The 19,671-nt window shown below is 71.7% G+C and carries 22 protein-coding genes; 13 read left to right on the top strand and 9 right to left on the bottom strand.

Translation table 11 applies throughout. The annotated features are described in order from the left end of the window. The first annotated feature begins 190 nt into the window (after positions 1-190). Positions 191-664: a SixA phosphatase family protein gene (locus tag BXA11_RS30540; RefSeq protein WP_239104860.1), complete on the top strand. Its 474-nt coding sequence runs from the start codon at positions 191-193 to the stop codon at positions 662-664. Further along, positions 665-2,797, top strand: a complete 2,133-nt coding sequence (locus tag BXA11_RS30535; protein ID WP_143734600.1) for an FUSC family protein — start codon at positions 665-667, stop codon at positions 2,795-2,797. It abuts the gene before it with no gap. Between the two features lie 4 nt (positions 2,798-2,801). Here BXA11_RS30535 and serB read toward each other — a convergent pair whose 3' ends face one another. Then, complete coding sequence (serB, locus tag BXA11_RS30530) at positions 2,802-4,025, bottom strand: phosphoserine phosphatase SerB (protein ID WP_239104859.1); 1,224 nt, start codon at positions 4,023-4,025, stop codon at positions 2,802-2,804. 189 nt (positions 4,026-4,214) lie between these two features. On the opposite strand from serB, the gene BXA11_RS30525 reads away from it, so the two are divergent. Together BXA11_RS30525 and BXA11_RS30520 are read left to right on the top strand one after the other, a co-directional pair. After that, on the top strand, positions 4,215-4,949 hold the full coding sequence (locus BXA11_RS30525) for a GNAT family N-acetyltransferase (RefSeq protein WP_076440056.1): 735 nt from the start codon (positions 4,215-4,217) through the stop codon (positions 4,947-4,949). Next, positions 4,946-5,944: a lysophospholipid acyltransferase family protein gene (locus BXA11_RS30520; protein WP_076440055.1), complete on the top strand. Its 999-nt coding sequence runs from the start codon at positions 4,946-4,948 to the stop codon at positions 5,942-5,944. The genes BXA11_RS30525 and BXA11_RS30520 overlap by 4 nt, the downstream gene beginning before the upstream one ends. A gap of 67 nt (positions 5,945-6,011) precedes the next feature. Here the strand turns inward: BXA11_RS30520 and BXA11_RS30515 are convergent, their stop codons facing one another. From BXA11_RS30515 to BXA11_RS30505, 3 genes are read right to left on the bottom strand one after another with little or no spacing between them, the layout of a single operon-like run. Continuing rightward, positions 6,012-6,584, bottom strand: coding sequence for a hypothetical protein (locus BXA11_RS30515; protein ID WP_143734599.1), 573 nt, complete (start codon positions 6,582-6,584; stop codon positions 6,012-6,014). Between the two features lie 41 nt (positions 6,585-6,625). Further along, positions 6,626-7,678: an S-adenosylmethionine:tRNA ribosyltransferase-isomerase gene (locus BXA11_RS30510; protein WP_076440051.1), complete on the bottom strand. Its 1,053-nt coding sequence runs from the start codon at positions 7,676-7,678 to the stop codon at positions 6,626-6,628. After that, positions 7,675-8,337, bottom strand: coding sequence for an SDR family NAD(P)-dependent oxidoreductase (locus BXA11_RS30505; RefSeq protein WP_030506789.1), 663 nt, complete (start codon positions 8,335-8,337; stop codon positions 7,675-7,677). Before BXA11_RS30505 ends, BXA11_RS30510 begins: the two co-directional genes overlap by 4 nt. 125 nt (positions 8,338-8,462) lie before the next feature. Between BXA11_RS30505 and BXA11_RS30500 the strand changes: the two genes are divergently transcribed. From BXA11_RS30500 to BXA11_RS30485, 4 genes are all read left to right on the top strand, one after another. Then, complete coding sequence (locus BXA11_RS30500) at positions 8,463-9,620, top strand: GAF domain-containing sensor histidine kinase (protein ID WP_076440049.1); 1,158 nt, start codon at positions 8,463-8,465, stop codon at positions 9,618-9,620. Beyond that, positions 9,617-10,240 carry a response regulator gene (locus BXA11_RS30495; RefSeq protein ID WP_076440047.1) on the top strand — a complete coding sequence of 208 codons (624 nt, stop codon included), beginning with the start codon at positions 9,617-9,619 and terminating at the stop codon, positions 10,238-10,240. The genes BXA11_RS30500 and BXA11_RS30495 overlap by 4 nt, the downstream gene beginning before the upstream one ends. Before the next feature lie 41 nt (positions 10,241-10,281). Continuing rightward, positions 10,282-10,746: a MarR family winged helix-turn-helix transcriptional regulator gene (locus tag BXA11_RS30490; RefSeq protein WP_204053520.1), complete on the top strand. Its 465-nt coding sequence runs from the start codon at positions 10,282-10,284 to the stop codon at positions 10,744-10,746. Positions 10,747-10,827: 81 nt separating this feature from the next. Beyond that, on the top strand, positions 10,828-11,736 hold the full coding sequence (locus BXA11_RS30485) for an LLM class flavin-dependent oxidoreductase (protein WP_076440045.1): 909 nt from the start codon (positions 10,828-10,830) through the stop codon (positions 11,734-11,736). A 19-nt stretch (positions 11,737-11,755) separates the two neighbouring features. Here the strand turns inward: BXA11_RS30485 and BXA11_RS30480 are convergent, their stop codons facing one another. Continuing rightward, positions 11,756-12,481 (bottom strand): hypothetical protein, encoded by a 726-nt coding sequence (locus BXA11_RS30480; RefSeq protein WP_373320538.1) that lies wholly within the window; start codon positions 12,479-12,481, stop codon positions 11,756-11,758. A gap of 71 nt (positions 12,482-12,552) precedes the next feature. On the opposite strand from BXA11_RS30480, the gene BXA11_RS30475 reads away from it, so the two are divergent. The 3 genes from BXA11_RS30475 to BXA11_RS30465 are packed head-to-tail and all read left to right on the top strand — an operon-like array spanning position 12,553 to position 14,402. Further along, entirely contained in the window at positions 12,553-13,341 is a 789-nt protein-coding gene (locus BXA11_RS30475; RefSeq protein WP_076440041.1) for an ABC transporter ATP-binding protein, read from the top strand. Positions 13,342-13,400: 59 nt separating this feature from the next. Then, a complete protein-coding gene (locus BXA11_RS30470; protein ID WP_030506796.1) occupies positions 13,401-14,150 on the top strand; it encodes a sulfite exporter TauE/SafE family protein in 750 nt (249 codons plus the stop codon). A gap of 6 nt (positions 14,151-14,156) precedes the next feature. Further along, positions 14,157-14,402 (top strand): hypothetical protein, encoded by a 246-nt coding sequence (locus BXA11_RS30465; protein ID WP_239104857.1) that lies wholly within the window; start codon positions 14,157-14,159, stop codon positions 14,400-14,402. A 39-nt stretch (positions 14,403-14,441) separates the two neighbouring features. Here BXA11_RS30465 and BXA11_RS30460 read toward each other — a convergent pair whose 3' ends face one another. From BXA11_RS30460 to BXA11_RS43365, 3 genes are all read right to left on the bottom strand, one after another. Then, positions 14,442-15,350, bottom strand: coding sequence for a Rieske (2Fe-2S) protein (locus tag BXA11_RS30460; protein ID WP_076440039.1), 909 nt, complete (start codon positions 15,348-15,350; stop codon positions 14,442-14,444). A gap of 101 nt (positions 15,351-15,451) precedes the next feature. Continuing rightward, positions 15,452-16,054 (bottom strand): HD domain-containing protein, encoded by a 603-nt coding sequence (locus BXA11_RS30455; RefSeq protein ID WP_076440037.1) that lies wholly within the window; start codon positions 16,052-16,054, stop codon positions 15,452-15,454. 104 nt (positions 16,055-16,158) lie between these two features. Beyond that, complete coding sequence (locus BXA11_RS43365) at positions 16,159-16,320, bottom strand: hypothetical protein (protein ID WP_159454860.1); 162 nt, start codon at positions 16,318-16,320, stop codon at positions 16,159-16,161. A 563-nt stretch (positions 16,321-16,883) separates the two neighbouring features. Between BXA11_RS43365 and BXA11_RS30450 the strand changes: the two genes are divergently transcribed. Together BXA11_RS30450 and BXA11_RS30445 are read left to right on the top strand one after the other, a co-directional pair. After that, a complete protein-coding gene (locus BXA11_RS30450) occupies positions 16,884-17,741 on the top strand; it encodes a helix-turn-helix domain-containing protein (RefSeq protein WP_076440035.1) in 858 nt (285 codons plus the stop codon). A 63-nt stretch (positions 17,742-17,804) separates the two neighbouring features. Further along, a complete protein-coding gene (locus BXA11_RS30445; RefSeq protein WP_030506801.1) occupies positions 17,805-18,011 on the top strand; it encodes a DUF397 domain-containing protein in 207 nt (68 codons plus the stop codon). Between the two features lie 194 nt (positions 18,012-18,205). On the opposite strand, the gene BXA11_RS30440 is transcribed toward BXA11_RS30445, so the two are convergent. Beyond that, positions 18,206-19,654: a catalase gene (locus BXA11_RS30440; protein ID WP_076440033.1), complete on the bottom strand. Its 1,449-nt coding sequence runs from the start codon at positions 19,652-19,654 to the stop codon at positions 18,206-18,208. Positions 19,655-19,671 lie beyond the last annotated feature (17 nt).

Here is a 19,671-nt window from a genome sequence, read left to right as displayed (position 1 = left end):
GCGCTGAGAACGAAGGCACTGAGAACGAAGGCACTGAGAACGAAGGTCCCCTGCTCCTGGAGCGGGGGACCTTCTCCATACACTGAGCACTTATGGACAAGCCAAACGGGGGCAGGACGCTGGCGCTGATCCTGCTGACCATGGCGGTGATGATTGCTGTGATCGTGGGCCTCGCCGTCTGGGCCATGCCGTGAGCGCGCGGACGCTCGTCGTGGTCAGGCACGCCAAGGCGGGTCAGGCGCCGGGCCTCCCGGACAGCGAACGTCCGCTCACCCCCGGCGGTGAGCGGGACGCCCGGGAGGCGGGGGAGGAGATCCGGCGACTCGCACCCGGGCTCGTCGCGGGGCTCGTCCTGTGCTCGCCGTCGGTCCGCACCCGCAGGACCGCCGAACTGCTCGGTCTCGACGCTCCCGTCGAGATCGAGCGCGACATCTACGAGGCGTACCCCGACGACCTGCTCGGCGTGCTGCGCCGTACGGACGACGAGATCACGTCGGTGGTGCTCGTCGGCCACAACCCGGGGGTGCACGAGCTCGTCGCCGCCCTGACCGACGCGCGGCTCGACGGCTTCCCGCCCGGCGCGTACGCGGTGATCGAGCTGGACGTGCCGTGGGAGGACCTCGCCCCCGGCACCGGACGGCTGGCCCGGATGAGCCGCCCCTGATTGCGGTGCGGCACGGCGGGTAATAACAAGCGCCTGCCGCTCAGGAACGTCGTGCTCGCCAGGGCGCTGAGGCTGGAGGATCCACGCCTCGCGCTCGGCTTCGGCCTGACCGGGGCCGCCTGCCTGGTGATCCCGCTGCTCACGGGCCTGCTTACCGGGCATCCCGCGGGCGGCGCGACGGTCGGCCTCGGCGCGTGGCTGGTCGCGGGGCGGGCAATCCTGAACCCCGCGGGCGTGCGCACGCCCTACCTTCTCGGCGTGGTGCTGTCGGTCGGCGTGGGGACGTCGCTGGGGATCCTGCTGTCGGGCAGCAGCTGGGCCATGGTCCTGGTCGCCTCGGCCCTGGCCGGGCTGGGCGGCCTGGTGCGCCCGATCGGCGTCACCCCGGCGCTCACGCTGCTGCTGACCGCCGCCAACCCGCTGCCGCTCGATCCCGCGCCGCACACCGGCCTGCAACTGCTCGGCGGCCTGCTGGCGGCCGTCCTGCTCACCCTGCCCTGGCCGTGGCGGCGGACCCGCCCGGTCGTCGCGATGCTGGGGGAGACCGCCGACACCCTGGCCGGGCTGGTCGAGGCCGTGGCCGACCCCTCGGTGGGTCAGGACGAGTGGGACGAGCGCCGCAGGAAGGCGGCCGAAGCGATCGCCGAGGTCCGCCTGGCCCGGGCCCGCCGCGTCCGGTGGGAGCGGTCGCGGGCGGCCGCGGACGTCGCGCTCGCGTTGCGCCGGGTGTTCCACGAGATCATCGCGTTGCGCGGGCTGTGCGACACGCTGGCCCGGCGTGCGCCCGGCGCGGCGGACGAGGCGGGAATTCGCGACCTCGTGGGCTCGCTGTCCGCGGCGCTGAGCGCCTATCTGGCCGAGTGCCCGCCCGAGCACGTGTCCGTCATGGATTTCGGCGACCGGGTCGACCGGCTGCGCGACCGGGCCGCGGGCGGCGAGCGCGAGATGGTGGTGCTCGTCCTCCTCCGGCAGATCGCCCACAGCGCCGGGCGGATCCGGGAGGCGCTCGACGGCTCCGCCGAGGCGGCCCGCTGGCTGTGCGCGCACCGTCTCGATCTTGCCACCCTGGCGGTTCCCTCGTCGCTCGCCTTCGACGACCCCCGCGTGCGTCACGCCCTGCGGGTCCTGCTCGGCACCGCCTTCGCCTCGATCGTCATCGTGCTGTTCAAGCCCGCGTTCCCGCACTGGCTGGTGATCGCGGTGCTGGTCACCATCCAGCCGACGTATGGGGAGACGCGGGCCAAGGTGTGGGCGCGGGTGGGCGGCAGCACGGCCGGCGGTCTGGTCTCGGCGGCCATCCTGAACATCGCGCCGGGTCACTGGACGCTTGTCGCGCTGATCGGGGTGTCGGCCGCGCTGGCGTTCGGCCTGGCCCCGACGCACCAGGCCTACTGGGCGACGTTCATGACGATGTGCGTGCTGCTGCTGCTCGACTTCCAGATGCCGCAGACCGCGACGATCGCCGAGTCGCGGGTCGTCCTGACCGTCGCCGGCGGCGTCATCGCCATCGCGTGCGCGCGGCTGCTGTGGCCGCGGGGGGAGACGGAACACCTGGCCGAGCGGGTCGGCCGGATGCTCGACTCGCACGCGGCGGTCGCCCGGACGGTGGCGCAGCTGGCCAGGAGGAAGGCGGGTGCGGAGCGGGCCGAGGAACGGATCAGGAAGGCCGCGGTGGACGCGGAGATGGTCACGGGGGCGCTCTGCTACATCGCCAAGGAGCCCGGCGGCACGGCCCCCGAGACCGTCGACGAGGCCCTGGAGGCCGCCCAGCGGGTCCGCGACGACCTGCTGACGCTGATCTCGGTGCTCCGCGACGAGCCCACGGGTGGTGGCCCGGTCCCCGACGTCCTCGACGCGGTGGCCGGCCACCTGCGGGCCACCGCCCAGGCCGTGCGGGGGCGGGAGCCGTACGAGCCGGCGGCGGAGATGTGCCGGGGGCTCGCGGACGACGCCGTGTGGGTCGGCGCCCAGGCCGAGCGCCGGCTCACCGAACTGGAGGCGGACGCGACCGAGCCGGGCTCGGGGCGGGCGCTGCTGCGCACCGCCGCCGTCGACCAGGCGCTGCGCTCGCTGGACGCCGACGCCGTACGGCTGTGCGCCGCGGCGGCCGACGCCTTCGCGGCCGGGCCCTGAGATCTCAGTTCATGGCGGGCGGCATGCCGTCCTCGGCGTCGGCCGCCTCTACCTCCTCGCGGGAGATGCCGAGCAGGTAGAGGATCGAGTCGAGGTAGGGCACGTTGACCGCGGTGTCGGCGGCCTGCCGCACGATGGGCTTGGCGTTGAACGCGATGCCGAGCCCGGCGACGGCGAACATGTCGAGGTCGTTCGCGCCGTCGCCGATCGCGACGGTCTGGCTCACCGGGATGCCCGCCTCGGCGGCGAAGCGCTCCAGCGCACGGGCCTTGCCCGGCCGGTCCACGATCTCGCCGACGACCCGGCCCGTGAGCCGGCCGTCCACGACCTCAAGGGTGTTGGCGGCGGAGTAGTCGATGCCGAGGTCGGCCACGAGGGAGTCGGTGATCTGGGTGAAGCCGCCGCTCACGATGGCGAAGCGGTAGTCGAGCCGCTTGAGGGTCCGCACCAGCGTGCGCGCGCCGGGCGTGAGGACGACCTCCTTGACGACCTTCTCGAAGACCTCCTCCGACAGCCCTTCGAGCAGCGCGACCCGCCTGACCAGCGACTCGGCGAAGTCGAGCTCGCCGCGCATGGCCTCGTCGGTGACCCGGGCCACCTCGTCCAGGCACCCGGCGTGCCGGGCGAGCAGCTCGATGACCTCGTTCTGGATCAGCGTCGAGTCGACGTCCATCACGATCAGGCGCTTGGCGCGGCGGTGCAGGCCGCTGCGCTGCACGGCCACGTCCACCTGCTGCGCCGCCGCCTCCGCGGCCAGCTCCGCCCGCATCGCCTGGGGGTCGGCGCCGGACACCGCGAGCTCGATGCACGTCACCGGATAGCTCGACAGTCGTTCGATCCTGTCGATGTTGGCGCCGCTCGCCGCGATCCGGCCGGCGATTCCGGCCATGGCGGCGGGCAGCAGCGGCGCGCCGAGGACGGTGACGTGCAGCCGCCCGCGTCGTCGCTTCTCCTTGGAAGTGGTGCCGGTCGCGATCTCCAGGTCCATGTCGAGGTCGGCGGCGACCTGTTCGACGGCCGTCCACAGGCCGCCGATCGTGCCTCCGGTGCCGGTGGGTGGCCCCCCGGCGTAGGCGACGAGGACGCCCAGGGTGAGGCGGCCGCGGATGACGACCTGCTCCACGTCGGCCACGACGACCGGGAACCCGGACAGTACGGAGAACAGCCGCGAGGTGACGCCCGGGCGATCCGGACCGGTCAGCGTGATCAGGAGCGTGCGCTGGTTCACGTTGTTTGAGGTTACTGCGCCGCTTGTCATGAGCGCGCACGAGGTTCACGATGCGGACGCCTTCATGCCCCCGCCCTGAGGCTCCGCTGTCATTTCCGCATGTCGTCATGGTGGTGGGCCGCGGAATGGGCCGGGAGAGACGGGACGCCTCACCGCGGCCGGCACCCCCCGAGGAAGGATGCGACACGCATGACGATCTCTCTGCAGTCCCAGCACTCCCTTGACTCCGGCCGCTACACCGTCGGGCTCGCCGAGAGCGCCGCAGACCTGCGTGCCGCCCAGCGCCTGCGCTACGAGGTGTTCGCCGGGGAGATGGGCGCCCGGATCGACTCCCCCCTGAACGGGCTCGACGTCGAACCGCTCGACGCGTACTGCGACCACATCCTCGTCCGCGAGGGCGACACGGTGGTCGGCACCTATCGCCTGCTGCCGCCCCGCCGCTCCGACCGGCTCTACTCCGACTCCGAGTTCGACCTCCGCGCGCTGAAGGGCCTGCGCGGCGACCTGGTCGAGGCCGGGCGTACGTGCGTGCACCCCGACCACCGCGGCGGCGCGGTCGTCGCCCTGATGTGGGCCGCGATCGCGCAGTACATGACCAGCCTCGGGCACACCTGGCTGGCGGGCTGCTGCTCGGTGCCACTGGACGACGGCGGCGCGGTCGCCGCCGGTGTCGTCGACCGGGTCGCGCTGGGGCCCGAGGAGTATCGCGTCACGCCGCACACGCCCTGGCGCGATGCCGGGGTCCCCCGCCCCGACCGGTTCACGGTGCCACCGCTGCTGCGCGGTTACCTGCGGCTCGGCGCGTGGATCTGCGGCGCTCCCGCCCACGATCCGGACTTCGGCACCGCGGACTTCTTCGTGCTGCTCTCCGTGGCCGACGCCGACCCCCGCTACCTGCGGCACTTCCTGGGCGGGACGCGATGAGCGCCGTCACCCACCTGCCGGCGGCCTCCTCCGCCTGGCTGCCGGCGTCCCCCTGCGCGCCGGACGTCTGCCTGCGGACGCAGGCGCGTACGGCAGGCCCCCTGCGGCGGGCCGCCCGCCTGACGGGCGCGGTCCTCGTGCTGCTCGCCGGTCTGCCGATCGCGCTCGCGCTGGGCCGTACGGCGTGGCGGGGGGCGGTCACGACGCGCTGGTCGCGTCTGCTGCTGCGGGCCCTCGGCATCAGGATCGTGACGCGCCGCGGGTTCTCCTGCATCGGGGGCGCGGCCCGGGCGCGAGCCGTACCGGAGGAGGACGGGCCCGCCCTGCTCGTCGGCAACCACGTCTCGTGGCTCGACCCCCTGGTGATCACGGCGACCTTCGCCTGCCGCCCGCTGGCCAAGGCGGAGGTGGGCAGGTGGCCGATCGTGGGCACGCTCGCCGCCGGGGGCGGCGCGCTGTTCATCGACAGGGACAGGCCGTCCGCCCTGCCGGGGGTCGTCGCGGACATGACCGCCGCGTTGCGGCGCGGTGAGAGCGTGGCCGCGTTCCCCGAGGGCACGACGTGGTGCGGACGCGAGATGGGGCGGTTCCGGCCCGCGGTGTTCCAGGCGGCGCTCGACGCGGGGGTGCCCGTGCGGCCGATGGCGCTGCGTTTCCTGGAGGGCGCCGCGGCCGGCCCGGGCAGTGCGGTTCGTGGAGGCGCGGCGTTTCATGAAGGCGCCGGGGTTTGTGGAGGCGCCGGCGAGCGGGCCGCCCTTTCGACCCGGCCGTCCTACGTCGGGGACGACACGCTGCTCGCGTCCGTCCTGCGGATCGTCGCCACCAGGGGCCTCGTCGCGGAGGTGACGGTCTTCCCCGCCGTACGGCTGGACCGTCCGGCCGCGTACGGCGGGCGGACCCCCAGGAGGGAGGCGCGGATGGCACTCGCGCGGATCGCCGAGGCTCAGGTGAGGACGGGGCTGGCAGGACCCGGGGAGCGGGCCGTAGCGGCCTGACGGGCCGCCGGACGATCGACGGCGCCTGCCCGGGACACGGGCGGGCGCCGTGGGGGATGGATGGACGTCAGCGGGTGATCGTGCTCTTCGACTTCACCCAGCCGATGCGGTCGCCGAACTCCGTGAGCAGCTCCTTGGGGTTGGTGTTCGTCGACGTGTCGACGACGGCGCCGCCGAAGTAGCCGTAGAGCGTGCCGCGGGCGGACCCGCTCAGTTGGGCCTTCGCATAGAACGTGTAGCTCTTGCCCTTCTGGAGGCCGGGCAGCACGCACAGCGCGCGCGTCCGCTCCCGCGTGCAGTGCTCGTGATACCTGGAGCCGTGCGGCACGTAGATCCGGGTCTTGGTCACGTTCTTGGGGAACTTGACCGCGAGGAAGATCTCGTCGGTCTTGGTCCTGAGCTTGTTGACGAGCGTGACCTTGAACGTCACCACGCGCCCGGCACGGACGCGGTAGGGGAAACTGACCTGGATGCGGACGGGCGCCGAGGTCGCCGTGGTCGCCGCGGACGTCGCGGCCGCCGAGGACGAGCTGGACGTGGCCGACGACGCGGCGGAGGCGGGCGCGCCGGACGCGACCAGCGCGCCCGCGGCCAGTGGCAGGGCCAGCAGCGCGGTCGGCTTGCCGATGAGGGTACGCATGCGGTCAGCCTTGACGATCGAGATCACGGTTCGATCACGTGTCACAGGATGAGATGGCTGTCGCCGAACTCGTGCCAGAGGTAGCCCTCCTCCAGCGCCGCCTCGTACGACGAGGTCAGCACGCCGGTCCCGGTGATCGCCGACAGCATCATCAGGTGGCTGGAGCGGGGCTCGTGCAGACCCGTGACGAGGCCGTCCACCGCTCGCACGCCTCCCGCGGGCGTGACGACGTGTGAGGTCCAGCCCGACGTCGCCCGCACCGTGTCCGGGGCGGAGGCGTCGAGGGCGGCGGTCTCCAGAGCCCGTACGACGGTCGTGCCGACGGCGATCACCCGGCCCCCGTGCTCGCGGGTGATGTTCACCAGCCGTGCCGTCCACGGGGAGACCGAGAACCACTCGGGGTAGGGCGGTTCGTCCTTCTCCGGAGACGCGACCCCGGTGTGCAGCGTGATCGGTGCGACGCCGATCCCCCGGCTGACCAGGGCGGTGACGAGCTCCGGGGTGAACGGCCGGCCGGCGCTGGGCATCTCCGCGCTGCCCGGCTCGACCCCGAAGACCGTCTGGTAGTGGGCGAGCGGCCAGTCGCGCCCCACGTAGCCGTACCGGATGGGCACGCCGTGCGCGGCGAGGTAGGAGAGCACGTCGCGGTCGAGGTGGGCACGCCACAGGCGCGGCGTCTCCTGCGCCAGCAGGCGCAGCGTGGCCCCTCCCGGCAGCGGCAGCCACTCGCCGGGCGCGGCGCCGGAGTAGGGCTCCGTCGCCTTCGCCGTACGGCGGCGCAGCTCGACCAGCCACTCTCCGGACGCGAGGCGGCCGGAGAAGTGGACGGCCAGCCGGTCGAGCCGCACCGCCGCGGGCAGGGTGGCGGAGTTGTTGACCACCAGCAGGTCGCCGGGGGACAGCAGCGACGGCAGGTCGGCGAAGACGTGATGGGTGATCTCGCCGGTGTCACGCCGGGAGGCCAGCAGCCTGACCTCGTCGCGGCGCAGCCCGCGCGCCTCCGGCGGTTCGTGCGCCTCCAGCGGCGCCGTCAGCGCGAACTCGAACGACCCCTTCGCCCCATGGGGCCGGATCGCCGAATCGGGGGCGGTCATTCCAGCGCTCCGCGGGTGAAGCGGCCGGGGGCGGGACGGGAGCCGACGAGGCGCAGCAGTGCGGGGACCACGCTCTCGGGCGGCGGCGCCGCCCCGGCCTCCTCCGGGCCGACGGCGTCCGCCAGCATGCGGGTGCGCATCTCGCCCGGGTCCACCCACCAGACCGCCACGTCGGGCTCCTCGGCGGCCAGGACGTTCGACACCTGGTCGAGGGCGGCCTTGGTCGCGCCGTAGCCGCCCCAGCCCTCGTACGCCTCGACGGCGGCGTCGGAGGAGATGTTGAGTATCGCGCCCTTCCGCTTGCGCAGCGCGGGCAGCGTCGCCTGGACCAGCGCGAGCGGCGCGATCACGTTCGTCTCGAACAGTGCGCGCAGCGCGTCCGGCGGATAGTCGGCGAGCCTGGGCAGCGGGGTGGGGCCGAGCCCGCTCGCGTTGTTGACCAGGAGGTCCAGCTCGGGCACGGAATCGGCGAGCCTGGCCACGTGCGCCGGGTCGGCGACGTCTCCGGGAAGGGCCCGGGCGCCGAGGTCGAAAGCGGCCGACATCAGGTCCTCCTCGCCGCGCGCGGTGAGCAGGAGCGACCAGCCGTCGTCGGCGAGTGCCTTGGCGAGAGCGAGTCCCAGCCCGCGCGACGCTCCGGTGATGAGTGCGTGCTTCATGCGCTCCACGCTAGAAATCGGCACGTCAGAGGCGCATCGGACCGAGGTCCGGCCGTCGCTCGGCAGTTGGGTCTAGGTCCTGCGGCCGACGCGGCCCACTCGCCGCGGGACCTACTCTGTGTTGCGTGCCCGAGCCTGCCGACCCCGCTGCCGCCTGTGAACGGGACCGCGACGCGGTGCTGCACGCGGTCAGCTCGGCCGTGCTCGCCGTCACCCGTCACCTGTCGGTCCGCGAGGTCCTCCAGGTGATCGTGCGGTCCGCGGCGCGGCTGCTCGACGCGAAGTACGCCGCGCTCGGCGTGCCGGACGACGACGGCGCGTTCGCGGAGTTCGTGGCCGAGGGCATCCCCGACGAGCAGTGGGCGGCCATCGGGCCCACCCCGCGCCAGCACGGCATGCTGGGCGCGATGCTCCGCGAGGGGACGCCGGTGCGGCTGCCCGACATCCGCAGGGACCCCCGGTTCGAGTGGTGGCCGAAGGCCCATCCCATCCTCAAGGACTTCCTCGGTGTGCCGATCACGGACGGCGCCACCGTCCTCGGGATCATCTTCCTGTCCAACAAGCGGACGCCCGGCGGGTTCGGCGAGGCGGACGAGGAGCTGCTGACGCTGTTCGCGGCGCACGCCGCCATCGCGATCACCAACGCCCGGCTGTACGAGCGGGGGCGCGAGCTCACGGTCGTCGAGGAACGCACCCGGATGGCCCGCGAGCTGCACGACGCCGTCAGCCAGAAGCTGTTCTCGCTGCGGCTGACCGCGCGGGCCGCCGCGGCGCTCGCGCGTACGGACCCCGAGCGGGCGGCCGAGGCGATCGATCGTGTCGAGCGGATGGCGGGTGAGGCGCTGACCGAGCTGCGCGCGGTGATCGTGGAGCTGCGCCCGGCCGAGCTGGACCGGCACGGCCTGGTGGAGAGCGTGCGCAAGCAGGCGGCCCTCCTCGACCGCCTGCACCCCGTGACGGTCGCGTTCTCGGCGGAGGGCGAGCCGCCGGACGACCGCGACCTCGCGCCCGAGATCGAGGTCGCCGTGCTCCGGGTCGCCCAGGAGGCGTTGCACAACGCCGTGCGGCACGCCAGGGCCGCCCGCATCGACGTACGGCTCGCGCGCCGGGAGGCCGCCCTGGTGCTGGAGGTGACCGACGACGGCGTCGGATTCGATGAGGCGGGCGTGCACGGCTTGGGGCTGCCGTCGATGGGCGACCGGGCCCAGACCGTCGGCGGCACGCTGACGGTCTCCTCCGCGCCCGGCAGCGGCACGACGGTACGACTGGAGGTGCCCGCGTGATCCGCGTGCTCATCGCCGACGACCACCCCGTCGTACGGCAGGGCCTGCGTACGTTCCTGGAGATCCAGGAGGACATCAGCGTCGTGGGGGAGGCGGCGGACGGCGCCGAGGCGGTCGAGATGACCGGTGCGCTCGCTCCCGACGTGCTGCTGCTCGACCTGAAGATGCCGGTGCTCGACGGCCTCGGCGCGCTCGCGGAGCTGTCCGGCCGGGACGTTCGAGTGATCGTCCTCACCTCGGTCAGCGACCGCGGCGACGTGGCCCCGGCCATGCGGGCGGGCGCCGCGGGCTTCCTCTACAAGGACGTGGACCCCGGCGCCCTCGTCCAGGCGATCCGGGCCGTGTACGGCGGGCAGGTCCTGCTCGCGCCCGAGGCGGCCGAGGCGATGCTGGCCGGCCCGGCGGACCGCGAGCAGGCCGAGGCGGGGTCGGCGCTGACCGACCGGGAGCGCGAGGTGCTGCGGCTGCTCGCCGCCGGGCGGTCGAACCGCGAGATCGCCCGTGAGCTCGTGGTGGCGGAGAAGACCGTGAAGACGCACGTCTCCAACGTGCTCATGAAGCTCGGCGTGCAGGACCGCACCCAGGCCGCGCTCTATGCCGTGCGCCACGGCCTGGCCTGACGAACTGTTAGTTCGCGTCGCGAACTGGTTACTCTGGTCCGGTGAGCAAGAATGCCGATGGCCGGATCGGGACGGTGGCCGCACTGGTGCGGTCCACGTTCCTGGTGAACGCCGTGTATGCGAATTCCGCCCGCGAGTACGGCCTCACCCAGCAGCAGGGCCAGTTGTTGTGCGTCCTGATGGCGCAGCCCTACGGCATGAGCGAGCTGGGCGCGATGCTCGGCCTGGCGAAGTCGAGCCTGACCGGCCTGGTGGACCGCAGCGAGCGCAACGGGCTGGTCCAGCGCGCCCCCGACCCCCAGGACTCCCGCGCGGTGCGGGTGTCGCTCACCGGGCAGGGCGCCAAACTGGCCGACGAGTTCTACACCGAGACCTGTCGCCGTGTCGAGGAACTCGCGTCGGGGCTGGCCCCGGCGGAGCGTGACACGCTCGCCGCCCTGCTCGGCCGTGTCGTGACGGACAACAAGGTCCCCACCGTCTTCCTGGAACCGGATCCCGTGCGCTGAATCCCGGGGACGATTGAAGTTCGCGCCACGAACTAATATGGTTCGTGGAACGAACTTTTGTTCTCGGGGAAAGGCGGAATAATGTCGGCACAAGACGTCGTCTTCGGTTTCGGCGCGCACTCCGGCGTCGACGACATACCCGAGCTGCTGCGCATGGTCCGGCAGGCCGACAGGGACGGGCTCGACATCTTCACGCTGTCGGACCACCCCTACCTCGGCGGACGCGTGGACGCCTACGCCGCGCTCGGCTTCATCCTCGGGCAGACGCGGCACATCGCCGGTTTCGCCAATGTCACCAACCTGCCGACCCGCCCCGCCCCCATGCTGGCCAGGATGGTGACGTCGTTGTCGGCGCTGTCGGGCGGCCGGATCGTGCTCGGCATGGGCGCGGGCGGGCTGTGGGATCGCATCGCCGACATGGGGGTGCCGCGGCTGACACCAGGCGACGCCGTGGACGCCTTCGAGGAGGCGATCATCCTGGTCAAGCTGCTGTCGGGCGGCGGCCCTCCGGTCACCTACCAGGGCACGCACTACCAGGTGAACCACATAGAGCCGGCGCCGGTGCCCGCGCCGCCCGTGTGGACCGGGTCGGTCGGCCGTAAATCCCTGGCGGCCACCGGCCGGGTGGCCGACGGCTGGATCCCCGGCCACGCGGCCGACTGGCTCAGCGAGCGTTACCGCACGTCGCGGCCGATCATCGACGAGGCGGCGGCGTCCGCCGGCCGTGATCCGCGGGAGATCCGCACGGTCTTCAACTTCCCCGGCCGCATCACCGACCGGCCGCTGCCCGCCACCCGCGACTCCGACGGCCGCTGGATCGGCGGCTCCGCCGCCCAGTGGGTCGAGGAACTGACCGGAGCCGTGCTGGAGCACGGCGCGTCGGGCTTCACGCTCTTCTCCGCCGACCACGGCGCCCCCGACCTCACCCTTCTGGCCCGCTGGGCCCAGGAGGTCGCGCCCGCCGTCCGCGAGGCGGTCGCCGCGCGGTGAACGCGGCACGGGCGCACCGTCAGACCTGGGACTCGACGATGGCGTTGTGCGCCGCCACCCTGGCCCGCCGTACGGCGCGGTCGAGGTCGCGCAGGGCCTGCCCGCGGGCGGTGACCTGCCCCGAGGTGAGCCCCCGCTCATCGGCGAGACGCAGCGCCACAGACAACCGGGCGGCCAAGGCGCCGACCCGGTGCGCCCTGCCGGGATAACCGGGGGCGAGGGCCTCGCCCGCGCGGTCGAGCGCGTCCGGCGCCGGGAAGCCCTGCGCCGGTCCGCCCACGCCCAGCAGCGCCTCGGTGGCGGCCATCATGGTGGTCCGCAGCGCCTGCTCCGCCTCGGCCAGCGACGGCACGTCGGGCGGTACGGGCGACGCCTCGGCCACGGTCCAGCGGATTCCGCAGTACGACGAGCCGCGCCGGTCGGCGGACGGCACGAGACCGAGGCACCGGCCGGACAGCACGGCCACGGCGGCCTGGCCCGCGTCGATCGCGGCGCCGTTGAAGGCGGGCGGCCCGGTGAGCCCGAGGGGGTCGCCGGGCACCGGCAGGGCCAGCCGGAACGCGCCCAGCCCCTCGATCCGCCGGTCGACGAGGTAGGCGAGCAGGGGGGTCTCGACGTCATCCGCCGCCACCACCTGAGGCCCGGCCTCGCGCTCGACGCGGTCGAGGGCGTGCTCCAGGCTCACGTGTCCCCCGAGCCAGGCGTTGCCCCAGGCGACGAGCGTGGCGGAGATCGGTGATTCGATGCGCACCCGATCCACGATATGTGGTGGGACTGCCATAGTTTTATCTCAGCGAACCACGGGAGGGGGACCACATGGGCGGTCAGGTGCTTCAGCTTCAGGACGTGGCCGTCCGAAGGGACGGCGCGGCCCTGCTGCGCGGCATCGACTGGAGCGTCAGGGAAGACGAGCGCTGGGTGGTGATCGGGCCGAACGGCGCGGGGAAGACGACGCTGCTCCAGGTGGCCGCATCGCTGCTGTTCCCATCCGAGGGCTCGGTGGAGATCCTCGGCGAGCGGCTCGGCCAGACGGACGTGTTCGACCTGCGGCCCCGGATCGGCCTGGCCAGCGCGGCCCTGTCGGAGCGCATCCCGCCGGACGAGAAGGTCATCGACCTCGTGCTCACCGCGTCGTACGCGATCCTGGGCCGGTGGACGGAGGAGTACGACTCCCACGACGTCACCCGGGCGGTCGAGCTCATCGACCAGCTCGGCTGCGCCCACCTGATCAGGCGGCGCTTCGGAACGCTGTCGGAGGGCGAGCGCAAGCGGGTGCAGATCGCCCGTGCGCTCATGCCGGACCCCGAGTTGCTGCTGCTCGACGAGCCCGCCGCCGGGCTCGACGTGGCCGGCCGCGAGGATCTCGTACGCCGTCTCGGCGCGCTGGCCCGGGACCCGAAGTCGCCCACGATGGTGCTGGTCACCCACCACGTCGAGGAGATCCCGACCGGGTTCACCCACGTGCTGCTGCTTCGGCACGGCTCGGTCGTCGACCAGGGGCCGATCGACGCGGTGATGACGCAGGAGAACCTGTCCGCGACCTTCGGCGTGCCGCTGCACCTCGACCGCGGCCAGGAGGGCCGCTGGTACGCCCGTCCCCTCTGACCTTCGGGCGGAGCCCGCCGCCTACCCTTGGCGGATAGCCGTACGAGGGAGAGGTGCGAGTGACGCCGTGGGAGGCGGCCGCGGTTTTCGCGGCCGGTGTCGGGGCCGGGGCCATCAACGCCGTTGTGGGGTCGGGTTCCCTCATCACGTTCCCGACGATGCTGGCCGTCGGCTTCCCGCCGATCGTCGCGAACGTGTCCAACAACGTCGGGCTCGTCCCCGGCGGCGTGACCGGCGTGCTCGGCTACCGCGCCGAGCTCAAGGGCCAGCGTGAGCGGCTGCTCCGGCTCGGCGTCGCATCGGTGATCGGCTCGCTCGCCGGCGGGGTCCTGCTCCTGCTCCTGCCGGCCGAGGCGTTCAAGGTCATTGTCCCGGTGCTCATCGCGGTCGCCTGCCTCCTGGTGGTGTTCCAGCCGAGGATCAACGAGTGGCTGGCCGCACGGCGCAGGCCGCACCCCCATGGGGGGCCGTGGCTGTGGCTGGGCGTGCTGGGCGCGGGCATGTACGGCGGCTACTTCGGCGCCGCCCAGGGCATCGTGCTGATCGGCCTGCTGGGCAGCTTCCTCGACGAGGACCTGCAACGGGTGAACGCGGCGAAGAACCTGCTGTCGCTGCTGGTCAACACCGCGGCCGCGGTGCTGTTCGCGTTCATCGCGCCGGTGGACTGGATCGCCGTGCTGCTGGTCGCGCTGGGCTCGGCCGCCGGCGGCTTCCTCGGGGCCCGCGTGGGCCGCCGGCTGCCCGCACCCTTGCTGCGGGGATTCATTGTTGTCGTCGGAATCGTGGCGATAGTGAAGCTGCTGTCCTGAAAGGGTATGTATGCCCTTGTGAAGGGCGACCGGGTGGAGATCGTCATCGATGCGGGGGGAACCCCGCGCACCTACGAGGTGGTCGCGACCAGGGCGGGCCGCCGGATCGAGATCACGACGGGCCGGGGAGTGGTCGAGGTCACCGAGGTCACGCGGGCGGGCACGCCCGTCCGCACCGCGCGGTTCATGTCCAACCGCGTGCTGGCGCTGGTCGAACATCCCGCCGACGACCGCGGCCCGGACACCGGCTGACCCGGGTCCGGGCGCGCAACGCGCCGCTGCGGGCTGGAGTCACTCCGCGGGGCGGACCTGGATGACGCCGTCCTGCCGCAGCCGGGTCTGGAAGGCCGGCTGGCGCGACGTGGCGGGACCGTGCATGACCCGGCCGTCGGAGATGCGGAAGGCGCTGCCGTGCCACGGGCAGACGATGCAGGCCTGGCCTTCCTCCATGGCGACCCGCCCCTGGTGGAGAGGGCCGGCGAGGTGGGAGCAGTTGTCCGCGAGGACGCTCACGTCGTCGCCGAGGCGAAGGACGAAAAGGTCGATGTAGCCGAGCCGCCGCCGGACCGGCCGCCCGTTGGGCAGCTCCTTGAGCGCGCACAGGTCGTGCCAGCCGAGCGGCATGAGGTGGCCGACCGACTCCGCGTGGTTGGCCCCGGCCGCCTGGCGGTAGGACATGTGGCTGCCGAGGTGCGCACCCGCGGACGCCGCCACGAGTCCCGCGTACCCCAGCATGCGCCCGGCGCGTTCGCGTCCCGTCACCCGTAAGAAGAGAGAACCCGTGTAGCAGAGCGCCGCGGCGGTGTTGGTCATGGCGTGCACCAGGCCCACGCGCTGCTGTTCGCGGTGGAGAGTGGACCAATCGGTGAGGCCGGCCGCCACCGTGGGAACGGCGCTGCTCAGCCCCGCCACGATCAGCGTCCGCGCCGCGCGTGAGCCCGTCTTGGTCATGTCCACCAGGCTCGCCGACAGCCAGCAGCCGAAGGTCGTCACCGCGAGCGCCGGGTGCAGCGGGTGTCCCATGGGCACCCCGTGCAGGACGTCCCGGAGCTTGCCCGGGCCGAGTCTGCGGCGGACCTTCTTGGATATGACGGCGATCGGCCGGTCGAGCGCGGTGGCCCGCTCGAGCCCGTCGAGGAGCTCTGCCGAAGGGACCCTCCGTGCCGTCCGGCCCGCCTTCGGCCTGGTCGTCTCTTCCATGTTTCGCCCCCTAACACGGGATCACGTACCCCCGCGTCACAGGTGTGAACATGGACAGGTATGGGACGGTACAAGCGAGTTTCGGGCCGGCGCGCTCCCGGTCAGGGCGCCAGATGACCCCGGGAGACCGAACCGGCGACCAGCTCCGCCGCGTACTCGCCGAGCGTGGGCGACCCCTCCTCGATGAGCCGCACCTTCTCCATGACCTGGGCGGCCGTCACCTTGTACAGCGGCCAGGTGCCGCCCTCGTTGTGGTGGTTGGCGATGATCGGCGCGAGCCGGTCGAGCGCCCTGGCGAACCTCGCCTCCGGTGTGCGCCGCTCCTCGAACTCGTCCCACAGGGTGCGCAGCCGCGCCCCCTGGTCGTCCGGCAGCAGCCCGAAGATCCGGTCGGCCGCCGCGCGTTCGAGAGCGGCCTGCCCCTCGACCGCGACGGGGTCGTAGATAAAGGTGTCACCGGCGTCGATCTCCACGATGTCGTGGACGAGCAGCATCGCGACCACCTTGGACATGTCGGTTCCCGGGGGCGCGTGCTCGGCCAGCGTCATCGCCATCATGGCCAGATGCCACGAGTGCTCGGCGTCGTTCTCCCGGCGCGAGCCGTCGATCAGCGAGTTCCGGCGGATGACGCGCTTCAGCTTGTCGATCTCTGTGTGGAAGGCGAGCTGGGACTGCAGCCGTTCGTGGATGAGCGCGGTCGTCACCCGTGCAAGCCTAACCGGTCACGATCAGTTCGTCCCCGATCCGGCGCCGCGCGCCGTCAGGCTGGTGAAGCGCATGCCCTTCTCCCGTCCGGCGCCCGCGGGCGTCAGACGGTGAAGAGGCGGCCGACCTCCTCCAGTTCGCGTACGAGGTCGAAGCGGGGGTCGCGATAGTGGCGGGCGCCGAAGCCGGTGCGGCTCACGGTCCATTTCAGTTCGCGCGCCCACCTGTCCTGGTCGGCGCACAGCGCCAGGTCGGCCATCGTCATCCGGCTTTTGATCAGTAATAACCAGGCGGCACCTGGGGGGTTCACCAAGAGACTCCTTCCGGAGAGGTGCCAAACGGAGATCTCGTCGTCCTGAATTCGTCGTACGGAGAGCGCGTCCAATCCTCGGAACGGCTCAATTCGGTGTTCGCTGCTCGTGCGATGCGAGCGCCGGCGACGCCGGCCGAATCTCGAAATCCCGCTGGCCCGGATGCCTCCCGTTGTCACGCGCATCCGAAGCGGCCGGCGCCCCTCGCCGGGCGCGTGCCCCGGATGGGGAAGCGGTTTCGGAGTATTTCGCCGGCGACGCCGGCGCCCCCACACTCCGGAGACCTTTCCCACATCGATCGTGACTCAGGACGCAATGCCCTGCAATACTTGACGAAAAGAAATCCGCAAGAATCTTGTGTGGATACGCTGAAAATTACGGTGCAAGTTGCACGAGCGGGCGCGGTAATCTTCGAACAGGGCGCCCCTCACCCGCGCGCCCGATCGGCCAGGGCGCGCCCACCATCCGTGCGTCCACCGCAACCACCGGATTCACCGGATGAAGGAGGTCGGCAGGGATGCCCGAGCACGGCAGTCCCACCGTCCGCCGCCGTCGGCTGGGGCAGGAACTGCGCCGCTTACGTGAGCGTGCCGATCTGACGGGCGACCAGGTCGCCGCGCGGCTCGGCTGGTCGGCAGCGAAGATCAGCAGGATCGAGACGGCGCGGACCTCGCCTCGCACGAGCGATGTTGAGGCACTTCTCGTGATCTACATGGTAGATTCCCGCCAACGCCAAGAGCTGCTCGCCCTGCACCGGGACGCGACCCGGAAGGGCTGGTGGGAGGATTACCACGACTCCCTGCCCAAGGAATACACGACGTTCCTTGGCCTGGAGGCCGAAGCCACGGCGGCACGTGACTGGGAACCCCAGGTGGTGCCGGGTCTGTTCCAGACAGAGGCGTACGTCCGGGCCATGATGGAGAGCGGACAACGGAGCACCCTTGAGCTGCCGGGCGGCGTCCGCAGCCGGATCGAGGTCCGGATGGCGCGCCAGCAGGCGGTTCTCAGGGCGGAGAGCCCGCTGGCCATCTCGGCCGTTCTGGAGGAGTCGGTCCTGCTGCGCCGGTTCGGCGACCACGAGGTGATGCGGGAACAGCTCAAGCGGTTGATCGAGGTGTCGGAGCTGCCGAACGTCGAGTTGCGGATCCTGCCGCTCGACGCGGACCACCCGATCAACACCGGGGCGTTCTGTCACCTCAAGGTGCCCGACTTCCACGACGTCGTATACCTGGAGGCACTCCTGGGCGGGCGTCTGGTCGAGGACGAGGCGATCGTCTACCGGTACGAGGTGGCATTCGACTACCTGGAGACGAAGGCTCTCGACGTGGACGACTCCCGCCGGTTCTTGGAGAAAACTGTCCGTCACTGGCGTTAGCCAGCTCTAGACCGCCCCGGGAACCTGCGCGACATGATTTCCGGGGGGAGAGAAACATTGTCCATGAACTCGATTGACCTGTCCGGCGCCGCCTGGTGGAAGAGCAGCCGGAGCTCTAACAACTGCCAGTGTGTGGAAGTCGCCGTACTGCCCGACGGGCATGTAGGCGTGCGCGACAGCAAGAACCAGGACGGTCCCGCTCTCGTCTTCACCTCCGCGGAATGGGACGCGTTCATCGGCGGCGTGAAGGACGGCGAGTTCGACCTTTAAATCAGCCCGGCCTTTCAGCGAATCCGGCCTTCGCAGGCCCCGGTCCTCGGTGATCCGGCCTTCCGCGAGGCGAGTCCGGCCGGATGTCCCGACCTCGGGAAACGACGCCCGCGGGGCGCTCGTGACGACGGTCGCGCACGCACGTACGGCCCGCGCCCCGAGAAGGGCGCGAGCCGTACGTGAGGGGAAGGGGGTCAGGCGACGCCGAGTCCCTGCGCCACGCGCTGGCCGAGGTCCTTGTGGACGTTGGTCCAGTAGTCGGCAACGCGCTTCTTCATGTCGGCGGTGACCTCGGGAGCCGAGGCGTGGCCGACGATGTTGCCCACCATGTGGTCGCGGTCGACGTCCGAGAGCACGTTCTCCCACAGCGCGCGGGGCTGGACGTAGTCGTCGTCCTCGCGGTGCCTGACGTAGGCGCTCCGGATGATCTCACCGGTGATCTGGTAGTTCTCGCCCTCGTAGAGCGACGGGTCGGCCGCGGGGCCGTTGACGCTGTTCGGCGCGTAGACCGGGTCGCCCGGGTTGCGGTAACGCATATGACCGTCGCGGTTGTAGCTGTGCACGGGCACCTTCGGCGCGTTGACCGGAAGCTGCAGGTAGTTCGGCCCGATGCGGTAGCGGTGGGCGTCCGGGTAGGAGAGCAGCCGGCCCTGCAGCATCCTGTCCGGGGAGGGCCCGACGCCCGGCACCAGGTTCGCCGGCTCGAATCCCGCCTGTTCGACCTCGGCGAAGTAGTTCTCCGGGTTGCGGTTCAGCACGAACCGGCCGATGGTGATCTCCGGGTAGTCGGAGTGCGGCCAGACCTTGGTGAGGTCGAACGGGTTGAACCGGTAGTCCGCCGCGTCCTCGAACGGCATGATCTGGACGTTGACCGTCCACGCCGGGTGGTCGCCGTTCCTGATGGCGGTGTGCAGGTCGCGGAGATGGAAGTCCGGGTCCTCCGCCACCAGCGCCTTGGCCTCGGCGTCGGTGAAGTTCTCGACGCCCTGCTCGGTCTTGAAGTGATACTTGACCCAGAACTTCTCGCCGGCGGCGTTGTACCAGAGGAAGGTGTGCGACCCGAAGCCGTGCATGTGCCGCCAGCTGCGCGGAGTGCCGCGGTCGGTCATGAGGAACGACACCTGGTGGGCCGACTCGGGCGACAGCGTCCAGAAGTCCCACTGCATGTTGTGGTCGCGCGTGTGGGTGTCGGCGCGGCGCTTCTGCGAGTGGATGAAGTCGGAGAACTTCGAGGGGTCGCGGATGAAGAAGATCGGCGTGTTGTTGCCGACGATGTCGTAGTTGCCGTCCTCGGTGTAGAACTTGATCGCGAAGCCGCGGGGGTCGCGCACGGTGTCGGCGCTGCCCAGTTCGCCGGCGACGGTCGAGAACCGCAGGATGAGCTCGGTCTCCTTGCCCTTCTGGAACAGCGAGGCCTTGGTGTACTGGCTGACGTCCTCCGTGATCCGCAGCACGCCGTACGCGCCGCCGCCCTTGGCGTGCACCACGCGCTCGGGCACCCGCTCCCGGTTGAAGTGGGCCATCTTCTGGATCAGGTAGTGGTCCTGCATCAGCAGCGGGCCGTTGGGTCCGACGGACAGCGAGAATTCGTCGCTGGGAGCGGGGATCCCGGCGTCAGTGGTGGTGATGGGCCTGTCGGTCATGGGGCTGTCCTCCGGAG

Source organism: Microbispora rosea (assembly GCF_900156315.1).
Taxonomy (GTDB): domain Bacteria; phylum Actinomycetota; class Actinomycetes; order Streptosporangiales; family Streptosporangiaceae; genus Microbispora; species Microbispora rosea.
The sequence above is the reverse complement of the archived record's forward strand: the minus strand, read 5'-3'. Positions and strand labels throughout refer to the sequence as shown.

Bases quoted from the DNA above. Each gene is read 5' to 3' on its own strand.
- BXA11_RS30450 (WP_076440035.1), top strand. From the start codon at position 16,884: ATGCCCGAGCACGGCAGTCCCACCGTCCGCCGCCGTCGGCTGGGGCAG.
- BXA11_RS30505 (WP_030506789.1), bottom strand. From the start codon at position 8,337: ATGAAGCACGCACTCATCACCGGAGCGTCGCGCGGGCTGGGACTCGCT.
- BXA11_RS30445 (WP_030506801.1), top strand. From the start codon at position 17,805: ATGAACTCGATTGACCTGTCCGGCGCCGCCTGGTGGAAGAGCAGCCGG.
- BXA11_RS30465 (WP_239104857.1), top strand. From the start codon at position 14,157: ATGTATGCCCTTGTGAAGGGCGACCGGGTGGAGATCGTCATCGATGCG.
- BXA11_RS30520 (WP_076440055.1), top strand. From the start codon at position 4,946: ATGAGCGCCGTCACCCACCTGCCGGCGGCCTCCTCCGCCTGGCTGCCG.
- BXA11_RS43365 (WP_159454860.1), bottom strand. From the start codon at position 16,320: ATGACGATGGCCGACCTGGCGCTGTGCGCCGACCAGGACAGGTGGGCG.
- BXA11_RS30440 (WP_076440033.1), bottom strand. From the start codon at position 19,654: ATGACCGACAGGCCCATCACCACCACTGACGCCGGGATCCCCGCTCCC.
- BXA11_RS30460 (WP_076440039.1), bottom strand. From the start codon at position 15,350: ATGGAAGAGACGACCAGGCCGAAGGCGGGCCGGACGGCACGGAGGGTC.
- BXA11_RS30525 (WP_076440056.1), top strand. From the start codon at position 4,215: ATGACGATCTCTCTGCAGTCCCAGCACTCCCTTGACTCCGGCCGCTAC.
- BXA11_RS30485 (WP_076440045.1), top strand. From the start codon at position 10,828: ATGTCGGCACAAGACGTCGTCTTCGGTTTCGGCGCGCACTCCGGCGTC.
- BXA11_RS30475 (WP_076440041.1), top strand. From the start codon at position 12,553: ATGGGCGGTCAGGTGCTTCAGCTTCAGGACGTGGCCGTCCGAAGGGAC.
- BXA11_RS30515 (WP_143734599.1), bottom strand. From the start codon at position 6,584: ATGCGTACCCTCATCGGCAAGCCGACCGCGCTGCTGGCCCTGCCACTG.
- BXA11_RS30510 (WP_076440051.1), bottom strand. From the start codon at position 7,678: ATGACCGCCCCCGATTCGGCGATCCGGCCCCATGGGGCGAAGGGGTCG.